14 protein-coding genes are annotated in these 15,359 nt (G+C 68.0%); 7 read left to right on the top strand and 7 right to left on the bottom strand.

Annotated features, from left to right (window positions below):
• Positions 1 to 59 precede the first annotated feature (59 nt).
• Positions 60 to 1,388: a metal-dependent hydrolase family protein gene (locus PK98_RS04470; RefSeq protein WP_039094606.1), complete on the bottom strand. Its 1,329-nt coding sequence runs from the start codon at positions 1,386 to 1,388 to the stop codon at positions 60 to 62.
• A 119-nt stretch (positions 1,389 to 1,507) separates the two neighbouring features.
• Positions 1,508 to 2,014 (bottom strand): pyridoxamine 5'-phosphate oxidase family protein, encoded by a 507-nt coding sequence (locus PK98_RS04465; protein WP_039094604.1) that lies wholly within the window; start codon positions 2,012 to 2,014, stop codon positions 1,508 to 1,510.
• A 315-nt stretch (positions 2,015 to 2,329) separates the two neighbouring features.
• Here PK98_RS04465 and PK98_RS04460 point away from each other — a divergent pair, with 315 nt between their 5' ends.
• From PK98_RS04460 to PK98_RS04445, 4 genes are read left to right on the top strand one after another with little or no spacing between them, the layout of a single operon-like run.
• Positions 2,330 to 3,031: a DUF1266 domain-containing protein gene (locus tag PK98_RS04460; protein WP_161792401.1), complete on the top strand. Its 702-nt coding sequence runs from the start codon at positions 2,330 to 2,332 to the stop codon at positions 3,029 to 3,031.
• Positions 2,986 to 4,749 (top strand): Hsp70 family protein, encoded by a 1,764-nt coding sequence (locus tag PK98_RS04455; protein ID WP_152608533.1) that lies wholly within the window; start codon positions 2,986 to 2,988, stop codon positions 4,747 to 4,749. The genes PK98_RS04460 and PK98_RS04455 overlap by 46 nt, the downstream gene beginning before the upstream one ends.
• Positions 4,746 to 6,017, top strand: coding sequence for a J domain-containing protein (locus PK98_RS17000; RefSeq protein ID WP_039094598.1), 1,272 nt, complete (start codon positions 4,746 to 4,748; stop codon positions 6,015 to 6,017). Before PK98_RS04455 ends, PK98_RS17000 begins: the two co-directional genes overlap by 4 nt.
• Positions 6,014 to 6,778 carry a DUF1266 domain-containing protein gene (locus PK98_RS04445; RefSeq protein ID WP_039094597.1) on the top strand — a complete coding sequence of 255 codons (765 nt, stop codon included), beginning with the start codon at positions 6,014 to 6,016 and terminating at the stop codon, positions 6,776 to 6,778. The genes PK98_RS17000 and PK98_RS04445 overlap by 4 nt, the downstream gene beginning before the upstream one ends.
• A 14-nt stretch (positions 6,779 to 6,792) precedes the next feature.
• On the opposite strand, the gene PK98_RS04440 is transcribed toward PK98_RS04445, so the two are convergent.
• The 5 genes from PK98_RS04440 to PK98_RS04420 form a co-directional block, all read right to left on the bottom strand.
• Entirely contained in the window at positions 6,793 to 7,635 is an 843-nt protein-coding gene (locus PK98_RS04440) for a metal ABC transporter permease (protein ID WP_052208021.1), read from the bottom strand.
• The gene (locus tag PK98_RS04435) at positions 7,635 to 8,507 is read right to left on the bottom strand and encodes a metal ABC transporter permease (RefSeq protein ID WP_161792400.1); all 873 of its coding nucleotides are present in this window, start codon (positions 8,505 to 8,507) and stop codon (positions 7,635 to 7,637) included. The genes PK98_RS04440 and PK98_RS04435 overlap by 1 nt, the downstream gene beginning before the upstream one ends.
• Positions 8,504 to 9,340: a manganese/iron ABC transporter ATP-binding protein gene (locus PK98_RS04430; protein ID WP_039094595.1), complete on the bottom strand. Its 837-nt coding sequence runs from the start codon at positions 9,338 to 9,340 to the stop codon at positions 8,504 to 8,506. The genes PK98_RS04435 and PK98_RS04430 overlap by 4 nt, the downstream gene beginning before the upstream one ends.
• Positions 9,340 to 10,254: a metal ABC transporter substrate-binding protein gene (locus PK98_RS04425; protein ID WP_039094592.1), complete on the bottom strand. Its 915-nt coding sequence runs from the start codon at positions 10,252 to 10,254 to the stop codon at positions 9,340 to 9,342. Before PK98_RS04425 ends, PK98_RS04430 begins: the two co-directional genes overlap by 1 nt.
• 100 nt (positions 10,255 to 10,354) lie before the next feature.
• Positions 10,355 to 11,638, bottom strand: coding sequence for a class I SAM-dependent methyltransferase (locus PK98_RS04420; protein WP_039094590.1), 1,284 nt, complete (start codon positions 11,636 to 11,638; stop codon positions 10,355 to 10,357).
• Between the two features lie 196 nt (positions 11,639 to 11,834).
• Between PK98_RS04420 and PK98_RS04415 the strand changes: the two genes are divergently transcribed.
• The 3 genes from PK98_RS04415 (at position 11,835) to PK98_RS04405 (ending at position 15,163) form a co-directional block, all read left to right on the top strand.
• Positions 11,835 to 12,497, top strand: a complete 663-nt coding sequence (locus tag PK98_RS04415) for an RBBP9/YdeN family alpha/beta hydrolase (protein ID WP_081996035.1) — start codon at positions 11,835 to 11,837, stop codon at positions 12,495 to 12,497.
• Between the two features lie 87 nt (positions 12,498 to 12,584).
• Positions 12,585 to 13,100 carry a CinA family protein gene (locus PK98_RS04410; RefSeq protein ID WP_039094588.1) on the top strand — a complete coding sequence of 172 codons (516 nt, stop codon included), beginning with the start codon at positions 12,585 to 12,587 and terminating at the stop codon, positions 13,098 to 13,100.
• Positions 13,097 to 15,163, top strand: coding sequence for an NAD(+) synthase (locus PK98_RS04405; protein WP_039094587.1), 2,067 nt, complete (start codon positions 13,097 to 13,099; stop codon positions 15,161 to 15,163). Before PK98_RS04410 ends, PK98_RS04405 begins: the two co-directional genes overlap by 4 nt.
• The last annotated feature ends 196 nt before the right edge of the window (positions 15,164 to 15,359 follow it).

Genomic DNA, 15,359 nt, shown 5'->3' with positions numbered 1-15,359 from the left:
AGATTAGCAGGGTTGTAGCCCGCTGAGAACGTCATGCCGCTATGGGCAGCGTCTTTCCCTCAGTCCTCCTGCAAGACGACCCGTCCCGCCTTCATGACGAAATCCACGTCTTCAAGCTGGCGCACATCGGCTAGCGGGTCGCCGTCCACCGCGATGATGTCGGCTGCCATGCCCGGGGCGATGCGGCCGAGACTGTCGGCGCGACCGAGCACCTCGGCGGCATCGCTGGTGGCCGCGCGAATGGCGGCGGCGGGGGTCATCCCGGCGGCCACCATCAGGGCGAACTCCTCGGCATTGCGGCCGTGGGTGCTGACCCCGGTATCGGTGCCGAAGGCGATCTTCACGCCGGCTGCGATGGCGCGGGCATGGCTGTCCGTCGCGGCGGCCACGGCCGCGCGCGCCTTGGGCACCACGGCGGGCGGCAGGGCGCCGGCTTCCGCCTGGGCGACCGCGGCGCGCGGAGCAAGCATGGTGGGTACCAGCCAGGTGCCGCGTTGCTTCATCAGTGCAATGGTCTCCGGCTCGAGGAAGGAGCCGTGCTCGATCGTGTCCACGCCGGCTTCCACCGCCGCCCTAGTCCCCGCATCGGCGTGGCTGTGCGCGGCGACCCGGCGACCGAGCCCGTGGGCGGTGTCGATGATGGAAGCCATCTCGGCCGAGGTCATCGCCTGACCCAGGCCGCCGCTGACGTTGGAGAGGACCCCGCCGGTGGCCGCGAACTTGATCACCTCGGCGCCCAGGCCAACCTGCCGGCGTACCGCGCGGGCGCAGTCCTCCACGCCGTCGCATACATGTTCCTGATGCCCCTGCGCGTCGGCATAGCGGTCGCCCAGGCCATTGCGCCCGTCACCATGGCCACCGGTGACCGAGAGCATGTAGCCGGCATTGACGATGGTGGGCGCCTCCACCGATCCGGCCCGTGCCGCATCGCGCAAGGCCCGGATCGAGCGTTCGGCGCCGCCCAGATCGCGCACCGTCGTGAAGCCGGCGCGAAGCGTGGCACGGGCGTTGGCCACGCCTTGCAGCAGGTCGTCCTGCACGTCGCGATTGATGGCGGTCAGCCGGTCCGCCAGCGGATCGCCGCCGGGGCCGAGCAGGTGAACGTGCAGGTCGATGAGCCCCGGCAGCACGAAGCTGTCTGACAGGTCGACCAGCGTGGCGCCGGCCTCGGGCGCGGCGAACCCGTCACGCAGTTCGGCAACCTGCCCTCCCCGCACCACGATCGTGGCTGGTCCACGGGGAGCCTGGCCCGGTTCTGCCAGCAGGCGGCCCGCATGGATATAGACGCTCTCCGGCTCGGCGGCCGGATCACGCCCCTGCGCGGTGGCGGGCATGGCCGCTGCCATGAACAGACCCGCCAGAAATCCGTTGCCCCAGTGCTGCTTCATCGTGCGCCTCCCCTGTTCAGGAGAAAGCTAGCACGGGTACGGCGCGGGTAAAGGCGGCCGTTGCGGATCGCCGCATCGACGCGGTCTCGCAACGGCAGGCCGGGCCGGATCCTGCCGCCTCAAAGATCAACCTTGGTATCTTCGATATGGTACGGCTTGCCCGTTACCCGCGCCTTGATGAAGGACAGCACCGATACGACCCCGGCGCCGGGGCTGTCCCAGTACTCGGCGCCATCCGCATGTACCTTTACCAGGACGATGTCAGGATCTTCCGGCCCGTCCGGAAACCAGGCCGATATGCTCGCATTCCACAGCTCCCTGGCCTTGGCGACGTCGCGCAAGACTTCGGCAATGCCGGTCACGGACACCCATGAGCTCCGCGACGCAAGCGCGACGTTGACCCGCGACTGCTGGCCGATCTGTTCCACCTTGCGACTGCCCTGCCTGGTGAAGAACCACAGGTCACCGTCGAACTCGACCTCCTGCACCGCCATCGGACGGCTCATCAGGCGGCCATCGCTGTCCACCGTCGTGAACATGCAGATCCGGGTGTCGGCGATCAGATCGGCGAGCTTGGCGACCTCGTCGTCATGGGTGGCGGGGGGATCCTGCTGTGCGTTGCTCATGATGCTTTCCGCCTATGGGTTCGGGAGGTCGAACGGATCAACCCCCTCCGCCATGCACAACGCCCCAGATTCCAGATTGGCCGGCAACGCGGACTTTCCCGCGAAATTTTGCACGCCGGCCCCGGATCGCGGATCGAGCATCTGTTTCAGGTCCATGGTTTTCCGTCAAAGACTGCCAGCCTGACTGTCGTTGCCGCATCTGCCCCGGCTGTTCTCCGAACGGCGTTTCGCGCGGTCGATCATCGATGCTGCCCGTCAGAAACAGGATCCCTCGTCGCAAGTTGTTGCACTGGTGCGGAACGGGGGAGCATGCGCGTGTTCAAGTTTTTGCGGGAGATGGCGCAAGCCATCAAGGAAGGCGCGGCGGAAGGCAGCGAGGAGGCCGATCGGGAGATCGCCATCGACAAGGAGGCCACGGCTGCGGAGCAACGCCAGCGGGTGGCCGTGTTCGAACGCCGGCTGGCAGCCACGCCCACCGCCGAGCGCCTGCTCACCGCGATTGCCGCACCGTACCGGGAGGTGTTCATGAGCGAACTGGGTACGGCCAGGGACGAGGAGCGCCCGCCAGTCTACCTGTTCTGCGCCGGCCTGCCCGACAAGGAGGTCGACAGCTGGAAGGCACTGCTCAACCGCGATTTCGACATCGAGGATGGCGATGATGCGGCAGCCTTCGTGAACGCCTTCATGGACACCATCGGCGAGGGCGAGGCGACGAGGCCCGAGGCAGCGGTGTGGCTGGTTCGCGCGGCGCATGTCGCCACCGGTGCGGTCGGCGCCGGCCATGTCGAACCCGGGCGCGTGATGGACTGGGCTGCCGCACTGATACCGATCGCCGCAGATCATTTCACGAGCTGGTCCGATATGGGGGCGGCGTTCCTGGAAGGCGAGAAATCGGCACCCGGCAGCAACATGCTCGGTCGCACGTTCCTCGCCCGTGCCGTCAAGCGGCTGAACGAGGACGCGCGCAGCCCGTGGGTGAAGCTCGACTGGCCGGCGACTGGTGCCGTGCCACGATGATCGTCGGCATCGACCTGGGAACCACCAATTCCCTGATCGGGCTATGGCACGAAGACGGGGCCGCACTGGTTCCCAACCCGCTCGGTCACCTCCTCACGCCATCGGTCGTCAGCCTTGATCGTACGGGCGAGGTGATCGTCGGCGCCGCCGCGCGCGAACGGCTGGCGAGCCATCCCGACCTGACCGCCGCCGCGTTCAAGCGCTACATGGGTACGTCCCGGCGGATCCCGCTCGGCACGCGCAGCTTCCTGGCGGAAGAGCTGTCATCCTTCGTCATCCGCGCATTGTGCGCCGATGCTGCGGCACTGCTCGGGCATATGGTCGAGGAAGCCGTGATCACGGTCCCTGCCTATTTCAGCGATGCCCAGCGCCGCGCCACCCGTCGCGCAGGCGAGCTGGCCGGGCTGCGGGTCGAACGCGTGCTCAACGAACCGACCGCTGCTGCCCTAGCCTACGGGCTGGCCGACCGTGATGCCGGGCGCGACGGTCCGGTGCTGGTGTTCGATCTGGGTGGCGGCACGTTCGATGTCTCCGTGCTGGAGATGGAGGACGGGATCGTCGAGGTTCGCGCCACCGCCGGCGACAACTTCCTGGGTGGCGAGGATTTCGACGACGCCGTCGTCGCCTGGTTCGTGGACGCTGCCGGTATCACGGCGCCTGATCCGTTCTCCCCCCAGCCGGACGGGCAGCGGCTGGCCGCACGCCTGCGCCGGGCGGCCGAAGCGGCGCGGCGCACGCTGTCCGCAGGTCGGGAAGCAAGGATGACTGTTACCCTGCCCAGTGGTGCCATGGCGGGGGCGTCCCTGCGCGAAGACGTGTTTGCGGGACTGTGCGAGCCGCTGCTGGAGCGGCTGCGGCGGCCGATCGCCCGCGCACTGGCCGACAGCAGGATCCGTCCGGAGACGCTGTCGCAAGTGGTGCTGGCAGGCGGCGCGACGCGGATGCCGGTTGTCCGGCGGGAGGTGGCGCGGCTGTTCGGGCGGCTGCCCCTGCAATCGATCGACCCGGACGAGGTGGTCGCCCGCGGCGCGGCGGTGCAGGCGGGCCTGAAGATGCGCTCTGCCGCGCTGGCCGACGTCGTGCTGACGGATGTTGCGCCATACACGCTGGGCATCGAGGTGTCGGAGCCGACCCCCACCGGGCGTGCGACCGGCCGGATGCTGTCCGTCATCGAGCGCAACAGCGTGGTGCCGGTCAGTCGCACCCGCGATGTGTCGCCCGCACGCGATTTCCAGAAGCAGGTCGGCGTCCGCATCTTCCAGGGCGAGGCGCGGCTGGTGAGCGACAACATCCTGCTCGGCGAGTTCGATCTTGCACTGTCGCCACGCCGCGCCGGCGAACAGCCGATCGAGGTCCGCTTCACCTATGATGTGAACGGCATCCTGGAAGTTGCCGCCGTCGCCCAGGCGACGGGTGCCAGCGAACGGATCGTCATCCGCCACGGACCCGACGCGCCCACGATGGAGGAGGCGGAGGAAAGGTTGCAGGCGCTTGCCGGGATCAAGACTGCCCCGCGCGAGGCGGCCGCCAACCGGCTGCTGCTGGCGCGGGCCGAACGCATGTTCGAGGAAGTGCTGGGCATGGAGCGCGAAATGCTCGGCGCGGCGATCGGCATGTTCGAAGCAGCCTTGTCGGCGCAGGATCCGGCGGGCATTGAGGAAGCCGCCGATCATCTGCGGCACGCCCTGTCGCACGCGAAATCCGGATCGGAACAATGATGCAGGCACCTTCCCCGACCGACTGGACCGTGCTGGGCCTGGCGCCGACCGGCGACCGTGACGCGGTGCGCGCGGCATACCGGACCCGGCTGCGCGACATGGGGCCGGACAAGGATCCCGAAGGCTTCCAGACCTTGCGCCAGGCCTACGAGGCGGTGCTGGCGTCACTGGAAACGGACGGCGACGAGGCAGGCGACGGTGCCCCATCCGCGGAGGTGATCGCGTTTCTGGACGAACTGGCGGCGCACCGCGCCGCGGGCGATGCGGCCGGGGCGATCACGCTGATCGATGCGACGATCGCGCGGCATCCTCCGGGATCGGCGACACTGGTCGCGCTGGAAGATGCCGTGCTCCACGTCGTGGCTTTCTCGGAGCCGCTCGCGCCCGGCTTGTTCCGGCATCTCGCGGACCGGTTCGACTGGCGCGACATGGGCGGTCATGCCGCCAGGAGCGATCCCGAGCGCCACGCCGCGCTGCTGGACCGGATCGCCGCCGAGGACTGGTTCCGCCGGTTGCGGGTCACGGGCAGCGATGCCACCGGCCGGGTCGAGCAACTGCTGCTGCTGAACGGCCGCGAGGTGTTGTCCGCATTGTCGGACCGGGCGCTGTCGGAAGAGGAACGGCAGCGGGTCCGCACGCTGTTCGACGAACTGCTGGAGCATGGCGGATATCTGCTGCCCCGCTTCGACGGGGAGGCGCTTGCGGTTCTGCGCGAGGCGGTCGAAGGCCCGCCCCTGCTTGGGGATGCGATCGCCGCGACAGCCACCCCGCCCTTGGCAGTCGCCCCGTCCAGGGTCGCCGCGCCGGCGCGCGCCATGCCGGCAGATACAGGGATGCCGCCGGCCAATCGCAAGCTGACGCTGCTGGTGATCATTGTGGCGATCATCGCCATGGGTGCGATCAAGATGGGGATCGATCACTTCCGTTCCGCACCCGATGCCGCCACCACGACGGACGATGCCCCGGCCGAGGCCGATGCGATCCGCGCCATCAAGGATCCCGCCACACCATGGCTGGTGACGCGGCAGGAGCCGGACGGCATCTATGTGGACTGGTCGCCCATGGTCACGTTGCGCAACGGCCTGGCGGAGATCCGCATCGGCGCGGAAACCCCGCAGCCGACCACGGCCATGCCGGTGCCGACCATGCCGATGCAGCTGGGCTTCGTCGCACCGCCATCGCTGACCTACATGACCATGCGCGTCCAGACCCGCGACGGCGCATGGTCCGAGATCCGTCGTTATTCCCTGACGAAAGCAGCGCCATGACCGTCGCTCCCGCCATCATCCTGTCCGATCACCCGATCGCCGACGAGACGCGCGCCTGGGCCTACGCGCTGGGCGCGATGTACCATGTCGCGCAGGGCTTCCATGCCGATGCCCCGACCGGCGAACCGGAGGACGGGCTGAACGCGCATATCCTTGCCGACAGCTGGGGAGCGACGAACCGGGCCGAACTGGTCGGGCGGATGACCGACCTCGGGAATGACGGGCACCGGAAGGATCATGTGCGGCTCGTCCGCTATTATTGCATGCTCTGGCGGCCGGCGGTCGCGGCCCGGCGGGAGGAGTATCGATCCGCCCTTCGCGAAGGCGGCGAGGCGGCGGAGGATGCAAGAACCGCGCTGTGGCGGCTGGATGCCGTGCAGGCGAATGTCGGTGATATCCGCTCGTCCTCGCTGCTGGCATTCGATGCGGCACGCGGGATCATGCTGGCGCGCGCCGGCCTGATGCTCGGCTGGCTCTCCGAGGATGAAGCCTGGGCCTACATGCTGGATGTCGGGCGCGACGTGCAGCGCACCTATCCCTCCTGGTCCGAATACGCGGCCGACTTCGTCCTGGCCCGCAACATGTGGGCGGGCGACGGATCGACGGACATCTTCGACAGCGTCATTGCCGGCCTGCGCACCGATGCGGCAAGCCCCTGGGTCCGCCTGGCCTGGTCACGACCGGAGCTGACCACCCCGCGGGCCGTCCGCCAGTTCGACGGCGATACTCCGTACTGGACGCTCGAGCAGGATGGTGGCTGACCGGGCTGTCGTCATCATCGTCCGGGCGTTGCGCCTTCGTGTGTGTGCGTCGTCGGCACTGGGCCGGACCGGAACAGGGCGGCGATGAAGATCAGCGTCAGGATCAGCACGATCGTCGGTGCCGGCGCGCTGTCCAGGAAGAAGCTGAGATAGACGCCGAGCAGGCTGGCACCGACCGCAACACCGACCGACACCGCCAGCATCCGTTGAAAGCGATTGGTCAGCAGGAAGGCGATAGCCCCCGGTGCGATCAGCAACGCAACGGCCAGGATGATGCCCGTCGCGCGCAGTGCGCCGATCACCACCAGCGTCAGCACGCACAGCAATCCATAATGCAGCACCCGCACAGGCAGGCCGATCGCACGCGCCTGCTGCGGGTCGAAGGCATGCAGCAGCAGGTCGCGCCATTTCAGCAGCAGCAGGGTGCCGGCAATCAGCGCAATGATCGCCGTCTCCACGATCTCGCTGCCACTCACCCCCAGCATGTCGCCGAACAGGATATGGTCCAGGTGGACGTTCGTCGGCACCTTGGTGAACAGCACGATGCCCAGCGCGAACATGCCGGAGAAGACGACGCCCAGCAGCGTGTCCTCCTTCACCCGGCAATGATCCTTCAGCACGCCGGTGGCCAGCGCGCAGCCCAGGCCCGCCACGAAGGCGCCGAGGAGCAGCGGCAGGCCGGCGACATAGGCCAGCACAATGCCCGGCAGCACGGCATGGCTGACCGCATCCCCCATCAGCGACCAGCCCTTCAGCACCACGAAGCAGGATAGCAGCGCCGCCGGGATCGCGATCAGCGCCCCGACCAGGAAGGCCTGCTGCATGAAAGGGAAGGCGAAGGGGGCGAGCAGGTCCATCACCGCTCCGCCGCCGCCGTGACGACCGGTCGCGCCCGTCGCCGCGCCGCCAGCACACCGTGCTTGGGCGCGAACACGAATGCCAGGAGGAACACCGCGGTCTGCAACAGCACGATGACCCCGCCGGTGGCGCCATCCAGGAAATAGCTGAGATAGGCGCCGGCAGCGCTGGTGCAGGTGCCGATCGCGGTGCTGATGGCGATCAGGCGCGGGAAGTTGTCCGACAGCAGGTAGGCAGTAGCCCCTGGCGTCACCACCAGCGCGATCACCAGCAGTGCGCCGACGGTCTGCAGCGCCGCCACGGTGCAGGCAGCCAGCAGGGCAAAGAACAGGATCTTCAGCGCGGCAGGGTTCAACCCCACCGCACGGGCATGGTTCTCGTCGAAGAAGGCGAGCATCAGGTCCTTCCACTTGGCCAGCAGGATGGCCAGCGACACGCCAGCGATGATCGCCAGCTGCAGCGTGTCGGCGGCGGTTACCGCCAGGATGTTGCCCAGCACGATGGTCTGCACGTTCACGGACGTGGGCGAGATCGACACCATGAACAGGCCCAGACCGAAGAAGGAGGTGAAGATCAGCCCGATGATCGCATCTTCGCGCAGCCGGGTACGCCGGTTCAGCACCAGCATGGCCGCCGCCGCCAGTCCGCCGGACAGGAATGCACCGAAGGCGAACGGCAGGCCCAGCATGTAGGCGCCCGCCACCCCCGGCACGATCGAGTGCGACAGCGCATCGCCGATCAGCGACCAGCCCTTCAGCATCAGATAGGCCGACAGGAAGGCGCAGACCGCGCCAACCAGGGCGCTGACCCAGATGGCGTTGACCATGTAGCCATAGCCGAACGGCTCGCCCAGCAGCGCGCCCAGGTTCATGCGTCGCCGTTCCGGTCGTGGAGAATGAACGGATGCTCGTCGTCGAACAGCAGGGTCGTGGTGCCCTGCCCCGCCTCGGTCGGCAGCGCGTGGCTGCGCAGCCCGCCGCCGAAGGCGCGGCGCAGATTGGCTTCGGTGAACACCTCCGCCGTCGGCCCGGCGGCCAGCACCGTCCGGTCCAGCAGCACCGTGCGGTCGCAGAACAGCGGCACGCTGCCGAGATTGTGGGTGGACACCAGCATCACCCGCCCCTCGTCCCGCAAGGTGCGCAGCAGGGCGATGATGGACTCTTCCGTGGTCACGTCGACCCCGGTGAACGGCTCGTCCAGCAGGATGACGCGCCCGTTCTGCGCCAGCGCGCGGGCCAGGAACACGCGCTTCTTCTGGCCGCCGGACAGTTCACCGATCTGCCGGTCGGCAAAGGCGGTCATGCCGACCCGTTCCAGCGCGTCCGCCACCGCCGCCCGATCGGTGGCGCGGGGCCGGCGCAGGAACCCCATGCGGCCATAGCGCCCCATCATCGCCACATCGCGCACCAGCACGGGGAAGTTCCAGTCGACGTCCTCGCTCTGCGGCACATAGGCGACCAGCTGCTCGCGCAAAGCCTGCCGCACGGGCCGGCCTAGCACGGACACGGAGCCGCCGCGCACCGGCACGAAGCCCATGATCGCCTTGAACAGGGTCGACTTGCCGCTGCCATTGATGCCGACCAACGCGGCGATGGTGCCGGTGGGAATGGAGAAGGATGCGTCGGACAACGCCGTGTGGCCGTTGCGGTAGGTGACCGTGGCATGGCGGATGTCCAGGCCGGAACCGCCCTCCGCTCCGTCCATCAGGCCAGGCCCTCCGCGATGCGGCCCGTCGTGATGCGCAGCAGTTCCAGATAGGTCGGCACCGGGCCATCCGCTTCGCTCAGGGAGTCGACGAACAGCACCCCGCCATAGCGGGCGCCGGTCTCCCGCGCGACCTGCTGCGCCGGATCTGGCGAGATCGTGCTCTCGCTGAACACGGCCGGGATGCGGTGCTGGCGCACCTGATCGATCACGCTGCGCACCTGCTGCGGCGTGCCCTGCTGGTCGGCGTTGATCGGCCACAGATACAGCTCCCGCAGGCCGAAATCGCGCGCCAGATAGCTGAATGCGCCCTCGCTGCTGACCAGCCAGCGCCGTTGCGGCGGGATCGCGGACAGCCGCTCGCGGATCGGGGCGATCGTCTGCTCGATCTGCTGCTTGTAGGCGGTCGCATTGGCGGCATAGGTGGCGGCATTGACCGGATCATGCCGGGCAAGCGCGGCGGCGATATTGCCGACATAGACCTGCGCGGCTGTTGGCGACATCCAGGCATGCGGATTGGGCCGTCCGCTGTAGGGCCCGGAGCCGACGCCGATCGGCGTCACGCCGTCCGACACCACGGCGGAGGGTACATCGCCCATATTGTCCAGGAACCGTTCGAACCATTGTTCCAGCCCCAGCCCGTTCCACAGGATCAGGTCGGCGCCGCGTGCGCTGACCATGTCGCCGGGGGTCGGCTGGTAATTGTGGATCTCGGCCCCTGGCTTGGTGATCGACAACACCGTTGCGGCATTGCCGGCCACGTTGCGGGCCATGTCAGCAATGATGGTGAAGGTGGTGACCACCGTGAAGCCGGCATCCTGCGCCTGCCCGCAACCGGCGAGCGCCCCCAGGGCTACCGCCCCTGCACCCAACCGCAATGCGCCGCGCCGATCTGTCCTGTCGCCTGTTCGCACGTGCCGCCTCCTTAGCCACGGCTATATAGTCGAGACATTGCTGTCTGCGAAGAGCGTTCGGACAAAGCGCCCGCCATGCTCCGGCGGCGCTCCGGTGACGTCAGCTGCCGGCCAGGCGTGCGGACAGGTTGCGGATCCGGGCGGCGGGCAGTTCGCCCGTCAGCGCGAAGGCGACCGGGCCTTTCTCCCAATATGCCACCGACTGCGCGTCCCGCTGGTCGAGCATCGGCAGCTGCTCCGCAGGTGTTTCCGCACGGGCCGCGAACAGCGCCACCGTCTCCGCCTGGTCCGTCCGCAGCACCGTGGCGACGGCCATGCCGCTTTTTGCCGGATAGACCTGCACGTCCAGCACCTGCCAGCCGGCCGGGATGACCGGCAGGTTCAGCCCGGTGACGCGGCCCAGTTCGGCCCGGTCCAGCTGCGTGCTTTCCGGTTGCGAGGCCATCGCATGCCGGGCCAGGCTGGCGCGATAGGACGCGGCTGCATCGTCAACGAAGGTCGCAGCCTGCGCCGCCGGCGCCACGCTTTCCGCCGCGTCATGCAGCAGCCATCCGCCCAGCAGCAGCGCCGCGGCAAAGCCGATGCGCCGGGCGCCTGCGACCATGGCGATCTCCCGCCGGGGCAGCGGGATCACATCCGCGCTCTTGCGACCGGCCAGCGTGCCTGCGGTGCTGCCGCCGACGCGTTCGAACCGGATTTCGGGCCAGCGCCGTCGCCAGCGCCGCGCTACGACGCGTTCGCCCGGGCGGGCCGCATCATCCAGCAGCACCATGCCGCCGGGCCGCAGCCGGCCGAACAGCTGGTCGGCCGCGCCACGCACGAAGGGATGCACGGTCCAGGGCGGACCGTCGATGATCAGCAGATCGATGCTTTCGGGAACATCGTGCAGGGCATACCAGCTGCCGGGCCAGTCGCCGCTTGCCTCCGGCTGCAACGGCGCGTGGCGGATGCTGGCAGCGACGCCTTCCTCCTGCAGCCAGCTCTGCGTCGCGGCGACGAAATCGCCATGCTGGTCGTAACTGACCAGTCGCCCGCCGCCGTTCAGCTCCAAGGCGCGCGCCGTGACGAGGCTGGATGCACCGCAGCCCAGCTCCACCACGGTGGTCGGCCGCAGCAATTCGACTGCGTCCACGATCCGGTGCAGGAATCCCGTATCCGCCTTCCAGCTGCCCAGATGCGGCAGCGCATCTTCCTTCAGGCCGATCCGCGCCAGCAGGTGCCGCTTGCTGGCCCGCGTCCCGCCCCACAGGCTGAACGCGAGGAACGGCCAGCCGATTGCGCCGTAGAACAGGCGATGCAGCCGATCGCTCAGCTGCGTTGCGGGTGCATCGTCGCCCGGGACCGGAGCAAGGGATCGCAGGCTGGTCAGTTCGCGAGAGGTCATTGCCGTTCCTTTGCTGCAACCCGGCAGCCTTGCCAATGCTGTTCGCATTGACTGTGACACGAACAGTCGGCTCGGCGCGCGAGAACCGCAATCCGTCGCCAAGCCCTTTGTCTACTCAGCTGGTTGAGTTAGGTGGTGGCTGTCGGACCTACTCGAGTCGGACGGCCGCGAAACTGACCCTTGCAGGAGAGCAGGCATGGCCCATTATCTTGATCTCGCCCCGCGGAAGATGGCGGATGACCCGCTGATCCTGATCGTACCGGGCATCAACAATTCCAATCCGCGACATTGGCAATCACGCTGGGAACGCCAGCGGGCCGATTGTGCCCGGGTGGACCTGGGCATGTGGGATGATCCGCATCGCAACACCTGGGTGAACAAGCTGAACCTGGCGATCGCCCGCGCGCAGCGGCCGGTCGTTCTGGTGGCGCATAGCCTGGGCTGCCTGGCGGTGGCGTGGTGGGCCGAATACGAGCAGCCCAGCCGGGGCAATCCGGTCGTCTCCGCCCTGCTGGTGGCACCGCCCGATGTGGACCGCCCGGGCACGGATCCGCGCCTCGCCCGCTTCGGTGCCTGCCCGCGCAAGGCGCTGCCCTTCCCGTCCTTCCTGGTGGCGAGCGACAATGACGATTACTGCCAGCTGCGCACCTCGCGAATGCTGGCGCAGGACTGGGGCTCGCGCTTCGTGTTCGCGGGCACGATCGGGCACATCAATGCCGATTCGGGCCTGGGCGACTGGGTGTTCGGCCAGGAACTGCTGGACCGGCTGCTGCGCGACCATCGCGACACGCAGGATCGCCAGGCACCCGCCATCGTGCGTGGCGCGGCACGGCAGGGGCGCCTGGCTGCCGGGTTCTGACTGCCAAATGTGCAATCGGGAACGCCTGTCGGACGCGTATGGTTAGACCTCTCACCTGCAACAACAGGCGCCTGAGAGGGAACAAGGATGACCGAAACGCTTGATCCGGTACTGCCGGCGGACATCACGCAGGCGGTGGAACGCGTGCTGGATGCGGCATGCGATCGCGACCTGATGCTGGCTACGGCCGAAAGCTGCACGGGTGGCCTGCTGGCGGCGTTGCTGACGGATGTGCCGGGTCGCAGCCACGTGTTCGAACGTGGCTTCGTCGTCTATGCGAAGCAGGCCAAGTGCGACCTGCTGGCGATCGAGCGCAAGCGCGTCGACAGCTGCGGCGCAGTCAGCCGCGAGATCGCGCTGGACATGGCGACAGGCGCGCTCGCGGCCTCCAAGGCTGACATCGCATTGTCGATCACCGGCTATGCCGGTCCCCCGGGCAGGGGCGAGGATGGCGAGGAAGGGCTTGTCCATTTCGGCTGCGCCCGCAAGAACGGCGACGCCTTCCACCGGGAGGAGCGGTTCGGTGAGATCGGGCGGGATGGTGTGCGCATCGCCTGCCTGCGCACTGCGCTGGACATGCTGGAGGAGGCCTTGAGCCAGTGAGCGCGGATCATCCTTTCTACGATCGCCATACCCACGGGTTCGTCCGGGTGGCGACCTCTACCCCCGCGGTCCGCACGTCCGATGTCGCGTTCAACCGCGATGCCATCCTGACCGAGGCGCGGCGGGCGCACGAATGCGGAGTGGACCTGCTGGTCTATCCCGAGCTGTCACTGTCCTCCTATGCGCTGGACGACCTGCTGATGCAGGACGCGCTGCTGGACGCGGTGGAGCAATCGGTCGACGTGCTGGTAGAGGCCAGCGCCGGGCTCGCCCCCGTCCTGCTGGTCGGCGCACCGCTGCGCCACCGCGGACGGTTGTACAATTGCGCGCTGGCGATCGCCGACGGGCGGCTGCTGGGGGTCGTGCCCAAGAGCTACCTGCCCAATTACCGCGAGTTCTACGAAAAACGCTGGTTCGCCCATGGGCGCGACATCCGCGGCGGCATGTCGATCCGGGTCGCCGGGCAGGACGTGCCCTTCGGCTGCGACCTGCTGTTCGCCTCCGCCCGGCTGCCCGGCTTCATCGTGCATGTGGAGATCTGCGAGGATGTGTGGGCGCCGATCCCGCCCTCCAGCTACGGCGCGCTTGCCGGGGCGACGATCCTGACCAACCTGTCGGCCAGCAACATCGTCATCGGCAAGGCGGACGAGCGCCACCTGCTATGCCGTGCGCACTCTTCCCGCACCGCCAGCGCCTACGTCTATTCGGCCGCTGGCCACGGGGAGAGCACGACCGATCTCGCTTGGGATGGTCAGGGCATGATCTACGAACTGGGTGACCTGCTGGCCGAAAGCGCGCGGTTCGAGCGCAAGCCGCAACTGTGCATCGCCGACGTGGATACGCAACGCATTCTGGGTGACCGGCTGCGCCTGCAGACCTTCAACGACAATGCGGAGGAGGCCGGCCGCCCGGAGGATCATTTCACCACCATCACCTTCGACCATTCGCCGTCGGCGGCACCGGCAGAAGCCGCGCTGATCCGCCCGATCCGCCGCTTCCCATTCGTGCCCAACCGTCCGCAGAAGCTGGACGAGGATTGTTTCGAGGCGTTCAACATCCAGGTCGATGGCCTGATGCGCCGCTTCGAATCCACCCGTGGCGAGAGCATGGTGATCGGCGTGTCGGGCGGGCTTGATTCCACCCATGCGCTGATCGTCGCGGCCAAGGTGTGTGACCGGCTGGACCTGCCGCGCACCACGATCAAGGGCTTTACCATGCCCGGGTTCGGCACCTCCGCTGGCACGAAATCGAACGCTTGGAAGCTGATGGACGCGCTGGGCATCCAGTCGGCGGAGATCGACATCCGGCCGGCCGCCGAACGGATGCTGGCCGATATCGGGCATCCTTATGCGCGGGGCGAGAAGGTCTATGACCTGACGTTCGAGAATGTGCAGGCGGGCTTGCGCACGGATTACCTGTTCCGGCTGGCCGGGCAGCATCGCGGGTTCGTGATCGGCACCGGCGACCTGTCCGAACTGGCGCTGGGCTGGTGCACCTATGGCGTCGGCGACCAGATGAGCCATTACGCCGTCAATGCTGGCGTGCCCAAGACGCTGATCCAGTACCTGATCCGGTGGGCCACCCGCACCGACCAGTTCGACTCGACGACGGACGCCGTGCTGGAGGCGATCCTGGGTCAGGAGATCAGCCCCGAACTGATCCCGCAGGGCGAAGACGAGGAACTGCAAAGCACCGAGGGGACCGTCGGCCCGTACGAGCTGAACGACTTCTTCCTCCATCATATCATGCGCTTCGGACAACGACCGTCAAAGGTGGCCTTCCTGGCCTGGCACGCCTGGCGCGATGCCTCGGCTGGCCTGTGGCCGCCCGCTTTTCCGCAGGACGGGCGGAACGCGTACGATCTCGCCACCATCCGGCACTGGCTGGAGAAGTTCCTGCACCGCTTCTTCGCCACCAGCCAGTTCAAGCGCAGTGCCATCCCCAACGGGCCCAAGGTCAGCTCCGGCGGGGCACTCAGCCCTCGCGGCGACTGGCGGGCGCCGTCTGATGCGAGCGCCGCGGTGTGGCTCGCTGAGCTTGAGGCGCAGCTACCCCCGGAGTGATGCCGCTTATCTGCGAATAAATTGCAACAGGCGGGTTGACGGCTTGATGCAAGCGCTGCACCCTTGCCTGCAATTCAGTTGCAATAGCGGAGGCAGGCGATGGAAGCGCGGTTCGGCCATCATCATGCAGGCGGGTGTCTGCAATCGCATACCCAGCCCGACGCACTCGCCTGGCAGGCGCGCCCACCCTGCGCCG

Origin of the sequence: Croceibacterium mercuriale (genome assembly GCF_000802385.1) — a bacterium.
In the GTDB taxonomy this organism is placed as follows: domain Bacteria; phylum Pseudomonadota; class Alphaproteobacteria; order Sphingomonadales; family Sphingomonadaceae; genus Croceibacterium; species Croceibacterium mercuriale.
The sequence above is the reverse complement of the archived record's forward strand: the minus strand, read 5'-3'. Positions and strand labels throughout refer to the sequence as shown.